Annotated in this window: 21 protein-coding genes; 15 read left to right on the top strand and 6 right to left on the bottom strand. The window is 73.0% G+C overall.

Annotated elements, in window-relative coordinates; translation table 11 throughout:
• Position 1: 1 nt before the first annotated feature.
• Complete coding sequence (locus JNO54_RS05820) at positions 2-1030, bottom strand: iron ABC transporter substrate-binding protein (protein WP_204143043.1); 1029 nt, start codon at positions 1028-1030, stop codon at positions 2-4.
• Complete coding sequence (locus JNO54_RS05825; RefSeq protein WP_204143044.1) at positions 1027-3639, bottom strand: AMP-binding protein; 2613 nt, start codon at positions 3637-3639, stop codon at positions 1027-1029. Before JNO54_RS05825 ends, JNO54_RS05820 begins: the two co-directional genes overlap by 4 nt.
• 30 nt (positions 3640-3669) lie before the next feature.
• Between JNO54_RS05825 and JNO54_RS05830 the strand changes: the two genes are divergently transcribed.
• Complete coding sequence (locus tag JNO54_RS05830) at positions 3670-4302, top strand: 4'-phosphopantetheinyl transferase family protein (protein ID WP_204143045.1); 633 nt, start codon at positions 3670-3672, stop codon at positions 4300-4302.
• On the opposite strand, the gene JNO54_RS05835 is transcribed toward JNO54_RS05830, so the two are convergent.
• Positions 4299-5288: a GNAT family N-acetyltransferase gene (locus JNO54_RS05835; RefSeq protein ID WP_204143046.1), complete on the bottom strand. Its 990-nt coding sequence runs from the start codon at positions 5286-5288 to the stop codon at positions 4299-4301. The genes JNO54_RS05830 and JNO54_RS05835 overlap by 4 nt on opposite strands.
• Positions 5289-5348: 60 nt before the next feature.
• Between JNO54_RS05835 and fdxA the strand changes: the two genes are divergently transcribed.
• From fdxA to JNO54_RS05850, 3 genes are all read left to right on the top strand, one after another.
• Positions 5349-5675 carry a ferredoxin gene (gene fdxA / locus JNO54_RS05840; protein ID WP_204143047.1) on the top strand — a complete coding sequence of 109 codons (327 nt, stop codon included), beginning with the start codon at positions 5349-5351 and terminating at the stop codon, positions 5673-5675.
• Entirely contained in the window at positions 5672-6847 is a 1176-nt protein-coding gene (gene dapC, locus JNO54_RS05845; protein ID WP_204143048.1) for a succinyldiaminopimelate transaminase, read from the top strand. The genes fdxA and dapC overlap by 4 nt, the downstream gene beginning before the upstream one ends.
• A gap of 146 nt (positions 6848-6993) precedes the next feature.
• The gene (locus JNO54_RS05850; protein WP_204143049.1) at positions 6994-8277 is read left to right on the top strand and encodes a citrate synthase; all 1284 of its coding nucleotides are present in this window, start codon (positions 6994-6996) and stop codon (positions 8275-8277) included.
• A gap of 149 nt (positions 8278-8426) precedes the next feature.
• On the opposite strand, the gene JNO54_RS05855 is transcribed toward JNO54_RS05850, so the two are convergent.
• On the bottom strand, positions 8427-9335 hold the full coding sequence (locus JNO54_RS05855; RefSeq protein WP_204143050.1) for a hypothetical protein: 909 nt from the start codon (positions 9333-9335) through the stop codon (positions 8427-8429).
• Between the two features lie 2 nt (positions 9336-9337).
• The gene (gene dapD / locus JNO54_RS05860; RefSeq protein ID WP_204143051.1) at positions 9338-10264 is read right to left on the bottom strand and encodes a 2,3,4,5-tetrahydropyridine-2,6-dicarboxylate N-succinyltransferase; all 927 of its coding nucleotides are present in this window, start codon (positions 10262-10264) and stop codon (positions 9338-9340) included.
• Positions 10265-10312: 48 nt separating this feature from the next.
• Here dapD and dapE point away from each other — a divergent pair, with 48 nt between their 5' ends.
• The 8 genes from dapE (at position 10313) to JNO54_RS05900 (ending at position 16474) form a co-directional block, all read left to right on the top strand.
• A complete protein-coding gene (gene dapE, locus JNO54_RS05865) occupies positions 10313-11386 on the top strand; it encodes a succinyl-diaminopimelate desuccinylase (protein WP_204143052.1) in 1074 nt (357 codons plus the stop codon).
• A gap of 64 nt (positions 11387-11450) precedes the next feature.
• A complete protein-coding gene (locus JNO54_RS05870) occupies positions 11451-12179 on the top strand; it encodes an LOG family protein (RefSeq protein ID WP_204144572.1) in 729 nt (242 codons plus the stop codon).
• The gene (locus JNO54_RS14930) at positions 12180-12500 is read left to right on the top strand and encodes a DivIVA domain-containing protein (protein ID WP_204143053.1); all 321 of its coding nucleotides are present in this window, start codon (positions 12180-12182) and stop codon (positions 12498-12500) included.
• Positions 12497-12958, top strand: a complete 462-nt coding sequence (locus JNO54_RS05880; protein ID WP_204143054.1) for an SRPBCC family protein — start codon at positions 12497-12499, stop codon at positions 12956-12958. Before JNO54_RS14930 ends, JNO54_RS05880 begins: the two co-directional genes overlap by 4 nt.
• Positions 12955-14211 (top strand): putative hexosyltransferase, encoded by a 1257-nt coding sequence (locus JNO54_RS05885; RefSeq protein ID WP_204143055.1) that lies wholly within the window; start codon positions 12955-12957, stop codon positions 14209-14211. The genes JNO54_RS05880 and JNO54_RS05885 overlap by 4 nt, the downstream gene beginning before the upstream one ends.
• Before the next feature lie 138 nt (positions 14212-14349).
• Positions 14350-14523, top strand: coding sequence for a DUF3117 domain-containing protein (locus JNO54_RS05890; RefSeq protein ID WP_204143056.1), 174 nt, complete (start codon positions 14350-14352; stop codon positions 14521-14523).
• Between the two features lie 92 nt (positions 14524-14615).
• Positions 14616-16121 (top strand): leucyl aminopeptidase family protein, encoded by a 1506-nt coding sequence (locus tag JNO54_RS05895; protein WP_204143057.1) that lies wholly within the window; start codon positions 14616-14618, stop codon positions 16119-16121.
• Complete coding sequence (locus tag JNO54_RS05900) at positions 16118-16474, top strand: hypothetical protein (RefSeq protein WP_204143058.1); 357 nt, start codon at positions 16118-16120, stop codon at positions 16472-16474. The genes JNO54_RS05895 and JNO54_RS05900 overlap by 4 nt, the downstream gene beginning before the upstream one ends.
• On the opposite strand, the gene JNO54_RS05905 is transcribed toward JNO54_RS05900, so the two are convergent.
• On the bottom strand, positions 16471-17103 hold the full coding sequence (locus JNO54_RS05905; RefSeq protein ID WP_204143059.1) for an O-methyltransferase: 633 nt from the start codon (positions 17101-17103) through the stop codon (positions 16471-16473). The genes JNO54_RS05900 and JNO54_RS05905 overlap by 4 nt on opposite strands.
• 220 nt (positions 17104-17323) lie before the next feature.
• Between JNO54_RS05905 and sigE the strand changes: the two genes are divergently transcribed.
• The 3 genes from sigE to JNO54_RS05920 are packed head-to-tail and all read left to right on the top strand — an operon-like array spanning position 17324 to position 19762.
• The gene (sigE, locus tag JNO54_RS05910; protein ID WP_204143060.1) at positions 17324-17962 is read left to right on the top strand and encodes an RNA polymerase sigma factor SigE; all 639 of its coding nucleotides are present in this window, start codon (positions 17324-17326) and stop codon (positions 17960-17962) included.
• 34 nt (positions 17963-17996) lie between these two features.
• The gene (locus JNO54_RS05915; RefSeq protein ID WP_204143061.1) at positions 17997-19358 is read left to right on the top strand and encodes a S1C family serine protease; all 1362 of its coding nucleotides are present in this window, start codon (positions 17997-17999) and stop codon (positions 19356-19358) included.
• Positions 19358-19762 (top strand): twin-arginine translocase TatA/TatE family subunit, encoded by a 405-nt coding sequence (locus JNO54_RS05920; protein WP_233703193.1) that lies wholly within the window; start codon positions 19358-19360, stop codon positions 19760-19762. Before JNO54_RS05915 ends, JNO54_RS05920 begins: the two co-directional genes overlap by 1 nt.

The raw sequence follows: 19762 nt of genomic DNA on the forward strand, positions 1-19762 counted from the left end.
CCTAGAGGATCCCGGCGTCGGTCATGAGCTCGGTGACCTTCTCCGAGCTCAGGCCGAAGGGGTCGACGGGCGGGGCCTCGAGGGAGTCCAGCGGCGGGAGGGCCGGGTCGGAGTCGACGCCCTCGGCGACGGCGTACTCCATCGACCCGGAGTCGACGAGCACCTGCTGGCCCTCGGGGCTCGTGACGTAGGCGAGGAACTGCTGCGCCTGCTCGGCCTTGTCCGAGCTCTTGAGCACGCCGCCGCCGGAGAGGGAGACGAAGGCCCCCGGGTCCTCGTTCTTGAAGTAGTGGAGCTTCGTGCTGCCCGAGCCCTCCTTGGTCCCGGCCTGGTCGCGGTACCAGTAGTAGTGGTACATGACGCCGACGGGGACCTCACCGGCGTTGACGGCCTTCATCGTGGCGATGTTGTTCTGGTAGATCCGGGCTCCGTCCTTGAGGGCCTCGAGCCAGGCGGTCGTCTTCTCCTCGCCCTGGTCGGCGAGCATCCCCGCGACGATGGCCTGGAAGTCCGCGCCGGAGGCGCCGCAGCCCCAGCGGTCCTTCCACTCCGGCCGCTGGAGGTCCATGAGCGAGGTGGGGAGCTCGTCCTCGGAGATCTTGTCGGGGTTGTAGACGAGGACGGTGGAGCGGGCCGCGATGGCGGTCCACGTCTGGGAGGAGGGGCGCCGGTCCTTGGGGATGGCCTGCAGGGTCGCCGCGTCGACGGGGGCGAGGAGCCCAGCGCTGTCGACGAGGGTCATCGCCGGGCTGTTCTCGGTGAGGAAGACGTCGGCGGGCGACCGGTCACCCTCCTCGACGATCTGGTGCCCCATCGAGGCGTCCTTGCCCTGCCGGACCTGGGTCTTGATGCCGGTCTTCTTCGTGAAGGCCTCGGCCCAGGCCTTGGTGACGTTGTCGTGCTGCGAGGAGTAGATCTGCAGCGCCTCGGGGTCGGGCGTGTAGGCCTCGCCGTCCTCGGAGCTGCCGCAGGCGGTCAGGGCGAGCGACCCGGTGAGGACGACGGCGGTGAGGAACGAGCGACGGTTCATGGGTGGGACCTCCGGGGTCGGACGGGCAGCGCCCGCAGGGTGCGGGGCGCGGGGGCGAAGGGGGTGGCCCGGGCCCCCGGACGGGCGTCGGTGACGCGCCGGGTGGCCCGGCGGACGACAGGCTCGCTCACGGCGGCGAGGACGAGGCCGGCGGCCACCGAGGCGAGCAGGCCGAGCCAGTCGGAGTCGACCCGGGTGAAGACCTGGAACTGGACGAGGTAGATGTGCAGCGACGCTCCGGCGAGGGCGCCGAGCGCGGGGACGGCGGGGCGGGGGACCCGGACCCGGGGGACGAGGGCGACGAGGGCCACGAGGGCGAGGACGGTCAGTCCGCGGCTCGTCGTCTGGAAGAAGCCGGCCAGGCCGACGGCGAGCAGGGCCAGCGTGAGCCAGGTGTGCAGCGGCCGTCGGGTGAGCGCGAGGGCCACCCCGGCCGCGACGAGCCAGAAGACGGTGCCGGGCAGGCCACGCGTGGGTCCGGTGCCCTCGGGCACGAGGACGTAGCGCGGGACGAGGGCGAGGGCCGTGAGCGCCATCGCGCACTCCCACGGGCGGCGCGCGACGAGGCGTGCGAGCGGCGGGATGCTCAGCAGACCGGCGAGGACGACGATCGCCGCGAGCAGCGCCTCGACGAACCACAGCTCGATGCGCGGTCCCCACTCGACCCGCCCGAGCAGCCAGTTGAGGTGGACGACGTTGGCCCAGCCGTAGGCGCCGGTCGTGAGGTGCACGGCCAGCGCGACGGCGCTCGCCGGCAGGGCGATGCCGACGAGGAGCGCCCCGGTCCGCCGCCACCGCTGGGCGAGGGTCGGGGCGACGAGGGTGAAGGCGGCGAGGTGGTAGCCGGCGACGACGAGGAGGGTGTGCGCGCCGCCGGGGAGGTCGGTGAGGCCGACGTGCGTCGCGCAGATGGCGAGCACCGCCAGGGCCCGGACGAGGACGCTCGTCTCCACCGAGCGGGTCCAGCGGTCGGGCCACCGCCGACGCGGTCGCTGCGCCGCGGCCCGGACGAGATCGGTGAGCGGGCGCTGGTGCCAGCCGCGGGGGAGCGGGCCGAGCACCGCCTCGAGCCCGAGCGTGGCGCGCACGAGGGAGAAGGAGTCGCCGCCCTGGTCGGCGAAGGAGCGCTCCAGCCGGACCGGACGTCCGAGGGCCGCGGCGAGGGCAGCGCTGGCCCGGGTCGCGAGGTCGCCGTCGGCCGCGCCGGAGCCGTCCTCGACCGCGGCGAGGGCGAGCGCGGCGCACCGGGCGCGGTCGGGCTTGCCGCTCGCGGTCCGGGGCAGCGTCGGGACGGTGGCGACGACGACCTGGGCCGTGGTGAGGCCCGAGCAGCGGGCCGCCTCCGTGGCGACAGCGTCGGCGTCGGTCGCGGTCGTCGTCACGAGGAGGCGTTGGTCGTCGGAGGTCACGCAGGCCTCGACCCCCGCCGTGTGCAGCCGGTCGGCGACGTGGTCGAGGTCGACGCGCAGCCCGAGGATCTTGGCGACGGCGGAGCGCCGCCCGACGACGTGCAGCAGGCCCTCGTCGTCGAGCCGGCCGAGGTCTCCGGTGCGCAGCTCGGGGGTCCAGCCCCCGAGTGCGAGGTCGGCCGGCTCGACGGCGTAGCCGAGCATGACGCCCGGGCCGCGGAAGACGATCTCGCCGACCTCCCCCTTCGCCTCCGGGACGGTGGTGTCGATGCGGACGGAGGAGCCGGCGACCGGACGGCCGACGACCCCGGCGGGGCGCGCACCCTCGGCGGGGTCGAGGACGGTCATCCGGGCGGTCGCCTCGGTCTGGCCGTACATCACGACGAGCTGCCAGGACGAGCACGCCTCGACCGCGCGCACCCGGGCGAGACGGGTCGCGCCGAGCGCGCCACCGGCCTGGGTGACGAGCCGGATCGAGGAGGGGAGCGCGTCGAGGTCACCGGCTGCGTCGAGCAGGTCGAGGGTGTGGGGGACGACCGGCAGGATGGTCGAGCCTGCGACGTCGCGCCAGAAGCGGGGGTCGGTCACCGGCGCCTCGCTCAGCGCGACGCTGCCGCCGGAGACGAGGTGAGAGTGGAGCACCGAGAGCCCGAAGCAGTAGTGCAGCGGCAGGGCGAGGGCGGCCCGGTCGCTCGCGCGCAGGTGGAGCGCCTCGGCGATGCCGTGGGCGTTGGCCGACAGCGCCGACCGGGAGATCCGGACGAGCTTGGACGAGCCGGTGCTGCCGGAGGTGGGCAGGAGGACCGCGAGGTCGGGGTGCAGGACGTGCGCCGGGGTGCCGGTCAGCCGGGCGAAGGGGGAGCGCAGCTCGCCCGTCGCGGTGAGGTCGGGTGTCCACGGGGCGGGGGTCTCGGCGCCGGGGCGCGTGAGGAGCCCGACGTGCCCGGCGCGCTGGACGGCGAGGTGCGCGACGATCCCGGGGAGGTCGCGGCCGAGCGGCACCCGGACGAGGAGGCGGCCCTCCGTGGCGGGCGGCAGCGTCGCGGCGGCGTGGGCCACGAGGCGGTCCAGCTCGCGGTGGCTGACGACCCGGCCGTCGGCGACGAGGGCCGCGGCGTCGACGTCGAGGGTGGGCTGATCGACCCACCGGTCGATGCTGCGCGTCGTGGTGGGCCGCGTGGGCGCGAGAGCAAGCGGCACAGCGAGCAAAGTTAGCCTAACCTTGCCTCCGTGCGAAGTCCGTCCGTCTCCACCTCCCCGGCGCTCGTCCGGTGGCTCTCCGTCGCGGACGTCGACCCGGCCTGGCACGGCCTCCTCGACGCGGGGGAGCGCGGCCGCTACGAGGTCAAGGGCAGCGACGCCGAGCGGGCTCGGTTCCTCGGTGCTGCCGTCCTCATGCGGGAGGTCGCGGCCGAGCTCGCGGGGTGCGACCGTGCCGATGTCGGCCTGCACCGCGCGTGCCCGGACTGCGCCGAGCCGCACGGCCGCCCCGTCCCGACCGGGGCCGCCGCCGGCTGGCACGTGAGCGCCTCCCACTCCGGCCTGCACGTCCTCGTCGCCGGCGCCGGCCGACCCGTCGGGGTGGACGTCGAGGTGGTCCGGGCGGCACCCCCTTCGCCCCGGCTGCTCGAGCGGGTCCTCGCGCCGCAGGAGCGGGCGCCGACCGAGCCGGAGGAGTTCGCCCATCTCTGGGCGGCCAAGGAGGCCTACCTCAAGGCGATCGGGACCGGGCTGGCCCTGTCGATGTCGCGGGTCGTCGTCGATGCGGGCGAGGTCGGGCTGCGCGACGAGACTCACCCGGCCGGGCGGCTCACCCGGCTCGACGCCCCGGACGGGGTCGTCGGCTGGCTCTGCGTGCTCTAGCCGTCGAGCCGTAGGTAGGCGTAGCGGTGGTGCGTCGTCAGGCCGGCCCGCTCGTAGAGCGCGACCGCGCCGGTGTTGGGCTCCTCGACCTGGAGGTAGCTGAGCACGACCCCGCGCTCCAGCGCGATCCGCCCGGCCGCCGCGGTGAGGGCCGCGCCGATGCCGCGGCGTCGGCGCCCCGGCACGACGTGCACCCCGTAGAGCCCCGCCCAGCCGGCGTCGAGGGCCACCCGGGCGACGCCGACCGCGGTGCCGTCGGGGTCGCGCGCGATGAGGAAGGCCTGGTCGCGTGGCGCCGAGAGCACGGCCCGCGCCGCCTCCGCTCTCGCGAGCGCGACGGGTGAGGCGACCGCCAGCCACTCGTCGGTCAGGCCGTCCTCGCGGGTCACCTCCACCCTTGCGTCCGCCACCGTGGGTGCCCCAGGCCCCACGGTGGCGGACGCAAGGTGCTCGGAGCGGCCCGTCATGACCAGGGTCGGCGTGAGCCGTCGCCACCCGGCGTCCATGAGCCCCGCGGCGAAGGGGTCCTGCGACCAGTCGAGGTGGGTCGGCAGCGGTACCTGGACCAGCGGGACGAGGTCGCGCTCGCGGTACCAGGCGACGACCCGCTCGACGGCCTCGTCGTCGGGCATGCCGGGGTCGCCGAGGGGGAGCGCGGAGTTGGCCCGGCCCGTGTACCCGCCACCGGCTCGCAGCATCCACCCCTGACCCGGCTCACCCAGCCACCCCACCTCGAGGCCGGGGTTCCCCTGGGTCATGACGAGGTGGAGGTCCTCGATGCCGATCGCCCGGTGCGGGGCGCCGCGTCGGCTCGGCCGGGGCGGGATGACGCGGGCCGCGACGACGTCCGCGAGGGGCAGCCGCACCTCGCCCCGTCGGGTCGCCAGGGTGAGGTGCTCCTCGCCGACGGCGACGACCTCGCCGACGGTGTCGGTGAGGGTGGGGCCGCCCGGCGCGGGGTCGGCGATGCGGGTCCGGACCGCCATCCGATCTCCTGAGGTGAACCTCATCGCCGCTGCTCCCACGCGCCGCATAGTATGACCCGCATGACGTACGTGATCGCTCAGCCGTGTGTGGACCTCAAGGACAAGGCCTGCATCGAGGAGTGTCCCGTCGACTGCATCTACGAGGGCAGGCGCAGCCTCTACATCCACCCCGACGAGTGCGTCGACTGCGGCGCCTGCGAGCCGGTCTGCCCCGTCGAGGCGATCTACTACGAGGATGACACCCCCGAGGAGTGGGCCGACTACTACAAGGCCAACGTCGAGTTCTTCGACGACCTCGGCAGCCCCGGCGGTGCGGCCAAGATGGGCATGATCGACAAGGACCACCCGATCATCGCGGCGCTGCCCCCGCAGGAGCACTCTGAATGACGGGTGTGGCGGGGCCTCTGGCTCTCCCCGACTTCCCCTGGGACTCGCTCGCTCCGGTCAAGGAGCGGGCGAGAGCCTTTTGCGCCCCCGATGGCGACCCCCGAGGGTCGGGTCTCGTCGACCTGTCCGTCGGCACACCGGTCGACCCCACCCCTGCGGTCGTCCAGGAGGCGCTGCGCTCCGCCGCCGACGCCCCCGGCTACCCGCAGACCTACGGGACCCCCGACCTGCGCGAGGCGGTCGCCGACTGGTTCGGCCGGCGCCGTGGCGCCCCCGACGTCGACCCCGACGGGGTCATGCCGACGATCGGCTCCAAGGAGCTCGTCGCGTGGCTGCCCACCCTCCTCGGGATCACGAAGGGGCAGACCGTCGCCTTCCCGACGGTCGCCTACCCCACGTACGACGTGGGGGCCCGGATCGCCGGCGCCACCCCCTTCGCCGCCGACGCGACGACCGCCTTCGGGCCGGTGACCGCGGCGTCCGCCCCTCGGCTGCTGTGGCTCAACAGCCCGAGCAACCCGACCGGCAAGGTGCTCGGCGTCGCCCACCTGCGCAAGGTCGTGCGCTGGGCCCGCGAGCGCGGCGTGATCGTCGCCTCCGACGAGTGCTACGCCGAGCTCGACTGGCGCACCAAGGAGGAGCGGGGGGAGTCCTACGCCGAGCTGCCGACGACCCCGTCGATCCTCGACCCGCGGGTCTGCGAGGGCAGCCACGAGGGGCTGCTCGCGGTCTGCTCGACGAGCAAGCAGTCCAACCTCGCCGGGTACCGCGCCGCCTTCGTCGCCGGTGACGTCGCGCTCGTGCGCCGCATCCTCGAGGTCCGCAAGCACGCCGGGATGATCGTGCCGTGGCCGGTGCAGGTGGCGCTGGCCGCCGCCGTCCGGGACGACGCCCACGTCGCCGAGCAGAAGGCTCGCTACGCCGCCCGCCGGGCCGTGCTCAAGCCCGCCGTCGAGGCCTTCGGCCTGCGGGTGGACGAGTCCTCCGCCGGGCTCTACCTCTGGTCCACGGCCGGCGAGCCCGCCGCCGCCACCCTCGACCGGCTCGCCGAGCGAGGGATCCTCGCGGCGCCCGGGACCTTCTACGGCGCGGCGGGTGCCGAGCACGTGCGGATCGCGCTCACCGCGAGCGACGAGCAGATCTCCCAGGCCGCCGCCCGGCTCACCGCCTGACCGCTCGATGCCCACGGGGGGGCCCGTTTGGTGACGCGCGCCACCGCTGCGGTAAGTTCGCGGGCAGACCACTGATGCCTCTGGCCGACCCCCACCGGGGCACTGGAGCGCTCCGTCACCACTGCATTACGAAGGGCAGGACAGACATGACTGACAGTGCGACCTTCTCCGCGGGGGGCAAGGACCTGTCCTTCCCGCTCGTCAAGGCGACCGAGGGCAACGACGGCTACAACATCTCCACGCTGCTCAAGGAGACCGGCAACGTCACCCTCGACACCGGCTTCGTCAACACGGCGGCGTGCTCGTCGGCGATCACCTACATCGACGGCGACGAGGGCATCCTGCGCTACCGCGGCTACCCGATCGACCAGCTCGCAGAGAAGTCGAGCTTCGTCGAGGTCGCCTACCTGCTGATCTACGGCGAGCTGCCCTCGACCTCCGAGCTCGAGGACTTCGAGGAGCGGATCCGTCGGCACACGATGCTCCACGAGGACCTCAAGGCCTTCTTCAACGGCTTCCCGCGCGACGCGCACCCGATGCCCGTCCTGTCCTCCGCCGTCTCCGCGCTCGGCACGTTCTACCAGGACAGCCTCGACCCCTTCGACGCCGAGCAGGTCGAGATCAGCACGATCCGCCTCCTCGCGAAGCTGCCGACGATCGCCGCGTACGCGCACAAGAAGTCGGTCGGCCAGCCCTTCCTCTACCCGGACAACTCGCTCTCGTACACCGAGAACTTCCTCCGGATGACCTTCGGCTTCCCCGCCGAGCCGTACGAGCTCGACCCCGAGATCGTCAAGGCGCTCGACCAGCTCTTCATCCTCCACGCCGACCACGAGCAGAACTGCTCGACCTCGACGGTCCGCCTCGTCGGCTCGGCGCACGCCAACCTCTTCAACTCGGTCTCCGCCGGCATCCACGCCCTCTCCGGCCCGCTCCACGGCGGCGCCAACCAGGCCGTCCTCGAGATGCTCCGCAAGATCCAGGGCGCCGAGTACGACACCGAGACCTTCATGAAGAAGGTCAAGGACAAGGAGGACGGCGTCCGGCTCATGGGCTTCGGCCACCGCGTCTACAAGAGCTACGACCCGCGTGCGGCCATCGTCAAGGACGCCGCGCACACCGTGCTCGAGAAGATGGGCAGCGACGAGCTCATGGACATCGCCATGAAGCTCGAGGAGATCGCGCTGGCCGACGACTACTTCGTCGAGCGCAAGCTCTACCCGAACGTCGACTTCTACACCGGCCTGATCTACACGGCCATGGGCTTCCAGCCGAAGATGTTCACCGTCCTCTTCGCCATCGGCCGCCTCCCGGGCTGGATCGCCCAGTGGCGCGAGATGATCGAGGACAAGGACACCAAGATCGGCCGCCCGCGCCAGATCTACACCGGCGCCACCGAGCGCGACTACGTCGGCATCGACGCGCGCTGACGAACGCACTCTCGAAGGGGGCTGGCCGGGAAGACCCGGGCGGCCCCCTTCGTCCTTTATCGGGTTATCCGAGAATGTGACTCGAACCCGGGAACCGTTGTCGGGTTCGAGTTCCTTTATCGGGTTATCCGATAAAGGTCCGAAGGGGATCAGTCGGCGAGGGTGATGACGACCGTGGTGGGGTCGACGGGCTGGTCCGCGGGGCGCCACTCCTGGCCGTCGCCGCGGGCCCACTGCTGGTCGCCGACCTGCACGACGACGACGCCGTGCCCCTTCGCGGTCGCCACGGCCCAGGCTCCGATGCCCCAGGCGCGGCGCTCCGAGCTCGCCCGGACGGTCACGACCTGTCCCTCGCGGTTGCTGCTGCTGCCCGTCTCGGCACGCAGGTCCTCGACGAGCCGCTCGGCGTCGCCCGGCCTCGACGGTGCATCGATGCGGCAGACCAGCCCCCCAGGGGAGTGGCCCGCGACCGCCGACGCGATCGTCCGGCCCTCGTGCTCGTGGTCCGCGTACGCCTCGGGGAAGGCGCTGCGCTGCACCTCCTGGGCGATCTCGGTGATGACCATGTCCTGCCAGCCGTCGACCTTGACGAGCGCGTCGTAGAAGGCGTTCGTCGAGTAGCGCGGGTCGAGGATCTCCTCGACCGTGCCCCACCCCTGGCTCGGCCGCTGCTGGAAGAGACCGACGCTGTCGCGGTCGCCGTAGGTGATGTTGCGCAGCTTGCTCTCCTGGATCGCCGTGGCGACGGCGATCGTGCCGGCCCGGGCCGGGAGGCCACGGCGCTCGCCGATCTGGACCATCATCGCGGCGTTGTGCATCTGCTCGGGGTCGAAGGTCACCGTCTCGCCGAGGGCCGTCGCCGAGCACGACTCGCTCCACGGCGTGAGGACCTTGTCACGCGCCCACCAGGCGGCACCACCCGCCAGCGCCAGCACCGCGGTGCCCGCGACGAGCGCCCGGTTGCGGCGCACCCGGGCGCTCGTGCGCGACGGCGCCGCTCGCTCCTCGTCGAGGAGCGAGCGGCGACGGTCGCCCCGTTCGGGCCTCGGCCTGGGCACGGTCAGTTCGCGTGCAGTGCCTCGTTGAGGGCGATGCCCTCGCCGGTGCGGTCCTTGGCCTCGACGGCGCCGGTCACCGAGTTGCGGAGGAAGAGCAGGCCCGACCGGCCGGAGAGCTCGCGCGCCTTGACGACCGCGCCGTCCGGGAGGGTCACCTTGGTGCCCGCGGTGATGTACAGCCCGGCCTCGACGACGCAGTCGTCGCCGAGGGCGATCCCGATGCCGGCCTCGGCGCCGACCAGGCAGCGCCGGCCGATCGAGACGCGCTCGGTGCCGCCGCCGGAGAGGGTGCCCATCGTCGAGGCGCCGCCGCCGATGTCGGAGCCGTCGCCGACGACCACGCCCTGGCTGATCCGGCCCTCGACCATCGAGGTACCGAGCGTCCCGGCGTTGAAGTTGACGAAGCCCTCGTGCATGACCGTGGTCCCGCTCGCGAGGTGCGCGCCGAGACGGACGCGGTCGGCGTCGGCGATGCGGACCCCCGTGGGCGTGACGTAGTCGGTCATCCGCGGAAACTTGTCGATCGAGGTGACGCTCACCGGGCCGCGGGCGCGCAGGCGGGCACGGGTCGTCTCGAAGCCCTCGACCGCGCACGGCCCGTGGTTGGTCCACACGACGTTGGCGAGCTGGCCGAAGAGCCCGTCGAGGTTGATCGAGTTCGGTTCGACGAGGCAGTGCGAGAGGAGGTGAAGGCGCAGGTAGGCGTCGCTGGCGTCCTCGGGGGCGGCGTCGAGGTCGATGGCGACCGTCACGACCTCGGTGCGCACGTCGCGGGCATCGTCCTCGCCGGCGAGCGCGGTGAGCTCCTCGGGGATCTGGTCGACCTCCGGTGCCTCCCCGAGGTGGGGCTGCGGGTACCAGGTGTCGAGCACCGTCCCGTCGCTCGTGATGGTCGCAACTCCGTGGCCCCAGGCCGCACGCTTCGTCATGGGCACAGGCTACAAACTCGGGCCGACAGGTCTTTGTAGGGTGCGGGCATGGCTCTCGACCTCAGCGCGGACATCGTCACCCTCACCGCCGCCGTGTGCGACATCGAGTCGGTGAGCCGGGACGAGGGGGCGCTGGCCGACGCGCTCGAGGCGGCCCTGCGCCCGCTGCCGCACCTCGAGGTGACCCGGCACGGGCACACGATCGTCGCCCGCACCGACCTCGGTCGCGCGGAGCGGGTCGTGCTCGCCGGCCACATCGACACCGTGCCGCTCACCGACCCGCCCAACCTGCCCGTCCGGCGCGAGGTCGTCGACGGCGAGGAGGTCCTCTACGGCCGCGGGACGGTCGACATGAAGGGCGGGGTCGCCGTCCAGCTCCGGCTCGCCCACGAGGTCCGCGAGCCCAGCCGCGACCTGACCTTCGTCTTCTACGAGGCCGAGGAGATCGAGGCGACGTACAACGGGCTCAAGCTCCTCGGCGAGTCCCACCCCGATCTGCTCGAGGCGGACTTCGCGGTCCTGCTCGAGCCCACGGCCTCCGCCGTCGAGGGCGGGTGCAAGGGCACGATGCGCGTCGAGATCCGCACCAAGGGGATCGCCGCGCACTCCGCCCGGCCGTGGAAAGGGCACAACGCGATCCACGACGCCGCCGACATCCTGCGCCGGCTCTCCGACTACGAGGAGCAGACCGTCGAGGTCGACGGGCTCGAGTACCACGAGGCCCTCCAGGCCGTCGCGATCACCGGCGGCATCGCGGGCAACGTCATCCCCGACGCGTGCACGGTGACGGTCAACTACCGCTTCGCCCCGGACAAGAGCGCCGAGCAGGCCCTCGCCCACGTGCAGTCGGTCTTCGACGGCTACGAGCTGACGGTCACCGACATGGCCGAAGGGGCACGGCCGGGTCTGGACCGGCCGGCCGCCCAGGCGTTCGTCGAGGCGCTCGGTGTGCCAGTCGGTCCGAAGGAGGGGTGGACCGATGTCGCCCGCTTCTCCACCCTCGGCGTGCCCGCGGTGAACTTCGGCCCGGGCGACCCCAACCTCGCCCACCACGACGAGGAGCGCTGCCCGACCGCTCAGCTCGTCGAGGCAGAGGCCGCCATGCTGCGGTGGCTCGCGTAGCCTCGGCAGCGTGAGCCAGACCGACCGACCGCAGGGCCGCGCCTACCACAAGGGACCCGTCGTCATGCGGGGCGCGCAGGTGCCGAGCTCGACGACCGACCAGCGCCTCCTCGACAGCCGCGGCACCGCCGACTGGGTCCACACCGACCCCTGGCGGGTGCTGCGCATCCAGGCCGAGTTCGTCGAGGGCTTCGGCGCGCTCGCCGAGCTCGGCCCGGCGATCAGCGTCTTCGGCAGCGCCCGGACGCGAAGGGAGAGCCGTGAGTACGCGCTCGGCGTCGAGGTCGGTCGTCGGCTGGCCCACGCCGGCTACGGCGTCATCACCGGCGGCGGCCCGGGGGCCATGGAGGCGGCCAACAAGGGTGCCCGCGAAGGGGGAGGGGTCTCGGTCGGTCTCGGCATCGAGCTGCCCTTCGAGGCGGGGCTCAACGAGTACGTCGACCTCGGGGTGAACTTCCGCTACTTCTTCGCCCGCAAGACGATGTTCATCAAGTACGCCGAGGGCTTCATCGTCCTGCCGGGCGGCTTCGGGACCCTCGACGAGCTCTTCGAGGCGGTCACGCTCGTCCAGACGCAGAAGAAGACCTCCTTCCCGATCGTCCTGCTCGGCGTCGACTACTGGAGCGGGCTGCTCGCCTGGCTCCAAGACACCGCCGTGGCGGCCGGCACGATCAGCCAGGTCGACGTCGACCTCCTCCACCTCACGGACGACCCTGCCGAGGCGGTGCGGATCGTCTCCTCCGTCGAGGACGACGAGCCGCACCCGCACTTCACCCAGCAGGGGGCGGAGTAGGTGGTCTGGGTCTTCTTCATCGCGGTCGCGGTGCTCGTCGTCGCGGCGACCGTGGCGCTCGCGCTCGGCCGGGTCGCGGTCGACCCGGTGCCGGCCCCGGTGACGTCGACCCCCGCCCTCGAGCTCGACCCGCACCCGCGCGCCGCGGACATCGACGCCATCCGCTTCGACACCGCCCTGCGGGGTTACCGGATGGACCAGGTCGACGAGGCCCTCGACGTCCTCTACGCGCGGATCGTCGAGCTCGAGCATCAGGTCGCACCCAGGCCGGACGAGGTGGACCCGCAGCCCGCCGAGGGACGCGGAGAGCCTCGCCCATGACCGCGGTCACCGTGCGCCGCCGCGTCGCGGCGAGCGTCGAGGAGGCGTGGGAGCGCGTCACCGACGTCGTCGCGCACGGCCCGCACGTGCCCCTCACCTCGATCAGCCTCGACGCCCCGCTCGGGCTCGGGCGCACCTTTGTCGCCCGGACCGCCCTCGGGCCGCTGGGATTCCACGACCCGATGACCGTCACCGGGTGGACCCCGCCCCCGGCACCCCGCCCGCGGATGCGCCTCGTCAAGCGCGGCCGGGTCCTCGGGGGCTGGGCCGAGATCGACGTGCGACCCGTCGACGGCGGCGCGGAGGTCTCCTGGACCGAGGAGATCCACCCGGCATCCCCCCTTCGTCCCCTCGGTCGTCCGGTCGCCCGGCTGACCCGACGGGCCACCGCCGCCATGCTCGACCGGGTCCTCGACGGCGTCCTCGCCGACCTGCCGAGGATGAGCTCCCCACGATGAAGGGGCTCACCTTCGCCACCCGGGACCGGTGGGCCAGCACGGCCCTGCGGCACCCCGTGCGCTCGCTCCTCGGCGTCTACGTCATCAGCCGGGTCGTCGCCGTCCTCGCGATCTGGGTCGCCGCCCGCTACTACCAGGCACCGGCCGGCGTCGGGCACCCCAACCCGACCGTCAGCGACATGTTCAACCTCTGGGACGCACAGTGGTACGAGCGGATCGTCGTCGAGGGCTACCCGGTGCCGCTGCCCGCGGACTCGTCCACCGGCCAGATCACCTACAGCCAGTGGGCCTTCTTCCCGGTCTTCCCGATCCTCGTCCGCGGGCTCATGGCCACCGGGCTGGGCTTCACCACCGCCGCGGTCCTGCTCAACCTCGTGCTCGGCGCGGTCGCGGTCATCCTCGTGTGGAAGGTGCTCGCCTTCCCCGTCCACGCGGGCACCCAGCCGGCGCGCGAGAGGCTCGCCTTCGTCGCCGCGGCGCTGTGGTGCTTCTACCCGGCGACCGGCGTCATGGTCATCCCGTACACGGAGGCGCTCGCGGCATGCCTCATCGCGGGGGCCCTGCTCCTGCTCATGCAGCGCCGCTACCTCGCCTTCGTGCTGTGCGCCGTCGTCCTTGGATACACCCGGGCGGCCGCGCCCGCGCTCGGGGTCGCCGTCCTCGTCCACCTCTGGCTGCGCTGGCGCGAGGAGCGTGACGTCGGCCGCACGCCCCTGGAGGGCGACCGGTGGAAGGTCGTCGTCATGCTCGCCGTCACCGCGGCCTCGGCGATCGCCTGGCCGGTCACCGTGGGCTACGTCTCGGGGCTGCCCGACGCCTTCTTCCGCGTCCAGGCCGCGTGGGGGCAGAAGCCCGACGAGGGCCCCTTCGTCCTGTGGTTCAGCTGGGCCTGGGGCGAGCGCGGCCTGCTCGGCGTCATCGTCATGGTCGCCCTCGTCGCGACGTACATCGCGCTCGTCGTCGGTCGGCACGGAGCCTGGATGCCGCTCGAGGTCCGGATGTGGGCGCTCGCCTACCCGCTGTACCTCTTCGCCGTGGTGCGGCCGATCACGAGCATGTGGCGCTTCCTCCTCCTCGACTTCCCGCTCGCGGCGCTCGTCGCGTCGGTGGCGATGCGGACGTCGACGGGCAAGGAGATCGTGCGGCACTGGAGACTGCGGGTCGCCGTCGTCGCGCTCGTCCTCGTCGGGGGAGTGATCGCGTGGTCCTGCGGCCTGCTCACCTACGTGCCGTGGCACGTCACACCACCCTGATCGGCGGCGACGACTCCTCAGCGCTCTGATTAGGAGCGGGCCCGCGGTCGGGGGATAATGGTCGGTAACGCTGGCGGCGCGACGGGCGCCGCCATCCCACCGCCCGGAGGTCGGGTGGTGACGAGAAGGGACTCACACATGGCGGCAATGAAGCCTCGCACCGGCGACGGACCCCTCGAGGTCGTGAAGGAGGGGCGCGGCATCGTCCTGCGCATGCCCCTGGAGGGCGGCGGTCGCCTCGTCGTCGAGATGACCCCCGACGAGGTCAAGGCCCTCGGCCAGGCCATCGACGACTGCGAGGGCCTGAAGTAGCAGGTCTCCGCGACTGACCGGCCCCCGACGCGCACGCGTCGGGGGCCGTCGTCGTCCGAAGGGGTGTGCCCCTCGGCGTTAGGGTCGGTCCCATGCCTGCAGACGCCGTGCTCACCCCGCTCACCACGCACCTCTGCACCACCGATGCCGTGCCGGAGTCGGCCGAGCAGGTCGGTGCGGCTCTCGTCGTCGTCCTCGGCCCGGACGAAGGGGGATCCGCTCACGCCGAGGCGTGGGCGGCGGCCCGCCGTCGGGTCGCCGAGGACGCTCCGGTTGTCGTCTCGCAGGGGTCGGCGGCGACGGGCGAGCGCTGCGTCTACGCGGTGAAGGACGCCCCGACGAGTGACGACGCCCGGCGGATCGGTGCCCAGGTGGGTCGCCTCGGCACGACCCTCGACGGGCACACGGAGATCGTCGTGGCGCACGAGCTGCTGAGCGACCCGCGCCGCACCGCGGCCTTCGTCGAGGGTCTCGTGCTCGGCGGCTACCAGCCGACGCACGTGAGCCGGCCGACGAGCGCCACGACTCGTGCCGCGTCGTCGGCGACAGTCGTCTCGCCGTCCGCGGAGCCCGCGGCCCGGACGTGTCTCGTGACGGACGTCGAGGACTCGGTCCTCGAGCGGGCGGTCGTCACCGCGGCGGCGAGCCTGATCGCCCGCAACCTCGCCAACGCCCCGGCCAACATCGCGACCCCGCAGTGGCTCGCCGACCGCGCGGCGGCGGTGGCCGAGCGGGCCGGGCTCGAGATCACCGTCCGCGACGAGCAGGCGCTCGCCGCAGAGGGTTTCGGTGGTCTCCTCGCCGTCGGCGGCGGCTCGGTCAACCCGCCGCGGCTCGTCCAGCTCGACTACCGCCCGGAGGGCGCGAAGGGGTCGCCGCACGTCGTCCTCGTCGGCAAGGGCATCACCTTCGACACCGGGGGGATCAGCGTCAAGCCGGCGGACGCCATGTCCGCGATGCGCACCGACATGAGCGGGTCCGCCGTCGTGCTCGCGACGATCGACGCGGTCGCCGCGCTCGGGCTGCCGGTGCGGGTCACCGCCCTCATGGCCCTGGCGGAGAACACCTTCGGCGAGGCGAGCTATCGACCCGGTGACGTCGTCACCCCCTTCGGCGGACGACGCACGGTCGAGATCCTCAACACCGACGCCGAGGGCCGCATGGTCCTTGCCGACGCGCTCGCGTACGCCGACGACCACCTCGACCCCGACGTCCTCGTCGACGTCGCGACCCTCACCGGCGCGGCACGCGTGGCGCTCGCCCGGAGCATGGGCGCGCTCTTCGCGACCGAGGACGACCTCGCCGAGGAGATCACGGCCGCGGGTGACGCGGCGGGGGAGCCCTTCTGGCGGCTGCCGCTGCGCGAGGGCTACCGGCCGTTGCTCGAGAGCGGCGTGGCCGACCTCAACAACGCACCGGGCGGGGCCGGCGCGATCACTGCGGCGCTCTTCCTCCAGGAGTTCGTCGGGGAGCGCCGTTGGGCCCACCTCGACATCGCCGGGCCGGGGCGTTCGGATGATGACACCGCTCTCCTGAGCAAGGGCGGCACGGGCTACGGTGCTCGCGCCCTGATCACCTGGCTGGGAGGCCTCACATGAACGCTGGCTACGGACTCGCCGTCCGCTGGTCGCTGACCGACGCGGCCCCGGAGGTCGCCGAGCAGCTGCGCGAGTACGTCGTCGGGACGTCGATGGCCAGCTTCATGTTCCTCGACGGGCTGGCCTTCAAGACGTGGCGCATGCGTGAGGGCGAGTGGTTCGAGGGCACCTACGTCTTCGGTGACGAGACTGCCCGCGACAGCTTCCAGGAGGACTTCACCGGGCGGGCCGCGGGGGCACCCGGCAGCGAGATCATCGGCTCGGCGCCCGTGGTGATCGAGGCCTTCGAGGTCGTGGCGATCGCGGAGGGCCCGGCGCAGTTCCGTCGCGGCGCCGGCCCGGGCGCGAGCTAGCGGCGGACCGCGGCGAGCAGCCCGTCACCGACGGGCAGCAGCGCCGGCACGAGACGCTCGTCGTCGCGCAGCGTCTTGCCGAGGTCGCGCAGGGTGCTCGTCGTCTCGTCCCGCTGGGCGGGGTCGGCGACGCGGTCGTGCCACAGCATGTTGTCCAGCGCGAGGACGCCGCCGGGGCGCAGCATGCGGATCGCGTGCTCGACGTAGCCCGGGTAGCTCGCCTTGTCAGCGTCGACGTGCACCATGTCGTAGGCGCCGTCGGTCATCCGGGGGAGGATCTCGTCGGCCCGGCCGACGATGACGCGGGTGCGCTGGGTGGGGATGCCCGCCTCGGCGAAGGCCGTGCGCGCGGCCCGCGCGTTCTCCGGCTCGAGCTCGATCGTCGTGAGGATCCCGTCGTCGGGCATCCCGTCGAGCAGCCACAGTCCGGAGGTGCCTGCCCCGGCGCCGATCTCGACGACGTGGCGGGCCTGGCAGGCGGCCGCGAGCAGGCGCAGGGCCGCGCCGACGCCGGTGCCGACGGGGGTGGCGCCGAGCTCCTCACCCGTCCGGCGGGCGGACTCGCCGGTCTCCGACTCGGGGATGAAGTCCTCGGCGTAGAGGTAGCTGTTCAGACGGGATCCGCTCATGGTTCGCCAGCCTAGTTCGTCGCCCCCTTGCGTCCGCCACGAAGGGGCGATGGCACCCCCTTCGGCGGACGTTGTGCGTCCCAGGCCCCTTGCGTCCGCCACGAAGGGGCGATGGCACCCCCTTCGGCGGACGTTGTGCGCCCCACGCCCCTTGCGTCCGCCACGAAGGGGTGGTGACCCCCACGGTGGCGGACGTTGCGCACAGGGAGCGTCCAGGTCGATGACGAAGGATCTCCCCGTGAGCACGGACGCAGCCGACTGGACCCCGCCGACCTGGCACGAGGTCGTCGAGGAGCACGCGCCGCGCGTCTACCGCCTCGCCTACCGCCTCACCGGTGACCACCACGACGCCGAGGACCTCACCCACGACGTCTTCGTCCGGGTCTTCCGCTCGCTCGACTCCTACCGGCCGGGGACCTTCGAGGGCTGGCTCCACCGCATCACGACCAACCTCTTCCTCGACCGGGCCCGTCGCGGCCAGCGGCTGCGTATCGACCACATCGGGGAGGGACTGACCGCCCGGCTGCGCACGACGAGCCCCGACCCGCACGAGATCTACGAGCGCACCCACCTCGACGCGGACATCCAGGCCGCGCTCGACGCGCTGCCGCCGCAGTTCCGCGCGGCGGTCGTCCTCTACGACATCGAGGGCCTCACCTACGAGGAGGTCGCCGACGTCCTCGGCATCAAGCTGGGGACCGTGCGCTCCCGCATCCACCGCGGGCGGGCCCGGCTGCGCGAGTCGCTCGCCCACCGTGAGCCCACGGCCCCCGCGAGCGCACCTCGCCGGGAGGCGCCCCGCAGTCGTGGCCGCTCGACCGTCTCGGGCTTCCCCGTCGCCGCGATCACGGCGTCGTGACCGAGCCGCGCGAGCCGCAAGGCACAATCTAGGCATGACCGAGCCCAGCGACCGTCCCGAGCGCCCGCACGAGGGCGACCCGACGCAGGCGCTGCCGTCCGTCGACCACACCCAGCCCGACCGCCCCCAGCAGGCGCCGGACCACCACCAGTCGCCGTGGGCGCCCCCGCGCGACGAGGCCCAGCACCACCAGCCCGCGGGCTGGTACCCGCAGACCCAGCCGACCCAGCAGCCCTGGGCCGGGCCGACCCCCGCGCAGAGACCCCCTTCGCCCTCCGTGCAGCCGACCACGCCTGCTCGCAAACCACGACGCACCGTCTCGCTGCTCGGCGCGGCCACGGCCGTCGCCGCGACCGCGCTGCTCGCCGGGGTCACCGGTGGCGCCGTCGGCGGGCTCGCCGCTGAGCGGGAGTCTGGCTCCGGCGTCGTCACCCTCGACGGCCCGCCCATCGACCGCCCCGCCGGCTCGGTCGCCGACATCGCCGGCAAGGCGGTCCCGAGCGTGCTGACGATCCGGGTCGGCTCGTCCGGCCGCGGAGGCACCGGGTCGGGCTGGGTCTACGACGGCAAGGGCCACATCGTCACGAACAACCACGTCGTCGCGGCCGCGGGCAACAGCGGTCAGATCGCGGTCGAGCTCGCCGACGGCACCCGCCGGGAGGCCGAGCTCGTCGGGCGCGACGTCAGCTACGACCTCGCGGTGCTCAAGGTCGACCCGGCCGGCCTCACCCCGCTGCCCATCGGTGACAGCGGCGATGTCGTCGTCGGCGACCACGTCGTCGCCGTCGGCTCGCCGCTCGGTCTCGACAGCACCGTCACCTCGGGCATCGTCAGCGCGCTCGAGCGACCGGTCTCGGCGGGGGAGCAGGGCGACCAGTCCTACATCAGCGCGATCCAGACCGACGCGGCGATCAACCCGGGCAACTCGGGCGGCCCGCTGCTCAACGCGCGCGGAGAGGTCGTCGGGGTCAACTCGGCGATCGCCCAGATCCCCGGCGGCCTGCGCGACAGCGCCAGCGGCTCCATCGGCGTCGGCTTCGCCATCCCGAGCACCCAGGTCCGCCGCACCGCCGACCAGCTCATCGAGACCGGGCGCGCCGTCCACCCGATCATCGGAGTCCACCTCGACACCCGCTTCGACGGCGAAGGGGCCCGCGTCCTGCCCGACACGATCCAGGGCACGAACCCGGTGGTCCCGGGCGGCCCGGCCGACAAGGCCGGCGTCGAGGCCGGCGACGTCATCACCGAGATCGACGGGCGGCGGATCTCCGACAGCGACCAGCTCGTCGTCCGCATCCGCGCCAAGGAAGTGGGAGATACGGTACGTCTGACGGTCGAGCGCGACGGTGCCGAGCGTCAGCTGACGATGACGCTCGAAGCCGCCAAGGAGGACTGATGCTGCCCAACGGGTGGGAGTTCATCATCCTCATCATCCTGGCCGTGCTCCTCCTCGGCCCGGACCGGATGCCCGAGTACGCAGCCAAGCTCGCCCGCTTCGTCGTCCACGCCCGGCGCATGGCCAACGACGCCAAGGGTCAGCTCAAGGAGCAGATGGGCCCGGAGTTCGAGGACGTCAACTGGCGCCAGTACGACCCGCGGCAGTACGACCCGCGGCGGATCGTCAAGCAGGCCCTCCTCGAGCCGCTCGACGACACGGTGCGCGACGTCCGGGAGATCGGGGCGTCGACCCGCGCCGACATGGACGACCTGGCCCACGGGCGCACCGGCCCCGCGCTCGTGGACGACGACGTCGCCGAGCTCACCGGGGAGCCGGCGCCCTACGACGTCGAGGCGACCTGA

The organism is Janibacter endophyticus, from assembly GCF_016888335.1.
GTDB lineage: Bacteria > Actinomycetota > Actinomycetes > Actinomycetales > Dermatophilaceae > Marihabitans > Marihabitans endophyticum.

Coding starts and splice junctions, on each gene's coding strand:
- JNO54_RS05820 (WP_204143043.1), bottom strand. CDS start 1,030: ATGAACCGTCGCTCGTTCCTCACCGCCGTCGTCCTCACCGGGTCGCTC.
- JNO54_RS05835 (WP_204143046.1), bottom strand. CDS start 5,288: ATGGCGGTCCGGACCCGCATCGCCGACCCCGCGCCGGGCGGCCCCACC.
- fdxA (WP_204143047.1), top strand. CDS start 5,349: ATGACGTACGTGATCGCTCAGCCGTGTGTGGACCTCAAGGACAAGGCC.
- dapC (WP_204143048.1), top strand. CDS start 5,672: ATGACGGGTGTGGCGGGGCCTCTGGCTCTCCCCGACTTCCCCTGGGAC.
- JNO54_RS05850 (WP_204143049.1), top strand. CDS start 6,994: ATGACTGACAGTGCGACCTTCTCCGCGGGGGGCAAGGACCTGTCCTTC.
- dapD (WP_204143051.1), bottom strand. CDS start 10,264: ATGACGAAGCGTGCGGCCTGGGGCCACGGAGTTGCGACCATCACGAGC.
- dapE (WP_204143052.1), top strand. CDS start 10,313: ATGGCTCTCGACCTCAGCGCGGACATCGTCACCCTCACCGCCGCCGTG.
- JNO54_RS05870 (WP_204144572.1), top strand. CDS start 11,451: ATGCGGGGCGCGCAGGTGCCGAGCTCGACGACCGACCAGCGCCTCCTC.
- JNO54_RS05880 (WP_204143054.1), top strand. CDS start 12,497: ATGACCGCGGTCACCGTGCGCCGCCGCGTCGCGGCGAGCGTCGAGGAG.
- JNO54_RS05885 (WP_204143055.1), top strand. CDS start 12,955: ATGAAGGGGCTCACCTTCGCCACCCGGGACCGGTGGGCCAGCACGGCC.
- JNO54_RS05890 (WP_204143056.1), top strand. CDS start 14,350: ATGGCGGCAATGAAGCCTCGCACCGGCGACGGACCCCTCGAGGTCGTG.
- JNO54_RS05895 (WP_204143057.1), top strand. CDS start 14,616: ATGCCTGCAGACGCCGTGCTCACCCCGCTCACCACGCACCTCTGCACC.
- JNO54_RS05900 (WP_204143058.1), top strand. CDS start 16,118: ATGAACGCTGGCTACGGACTCGCCGTCCGCTGGTCGCTGACCGACGCG.
- JNO54_RS05905 (WP_204143059.1), bottom strand. CDS start 17,103: ATGAGCGGATCCCGTCTGAACAGCTACCTCTACGCCGAGGACTTCATC.
- sigE (WP_204143060.1), top strand. CDS start 17,324: ATGACGAAGGATCTCCCCGTGAGCACGGACGCAGCCGACTGGACCCCG.
- JNO54_RS05915 (WP_204143061.1), top strand. CDS start 17,997: ATGACCGAGCCCAGCGACCGTCCCGAGCGCCCGCACGAGGGCGACCCG.
- JNO54_RS05920 (WP_233703193.1), top strand. CDS start 19,358: ATGCTGCCCAACGGGTGGGAGTTCATCATCCTCATCATCCTGGCCGTG.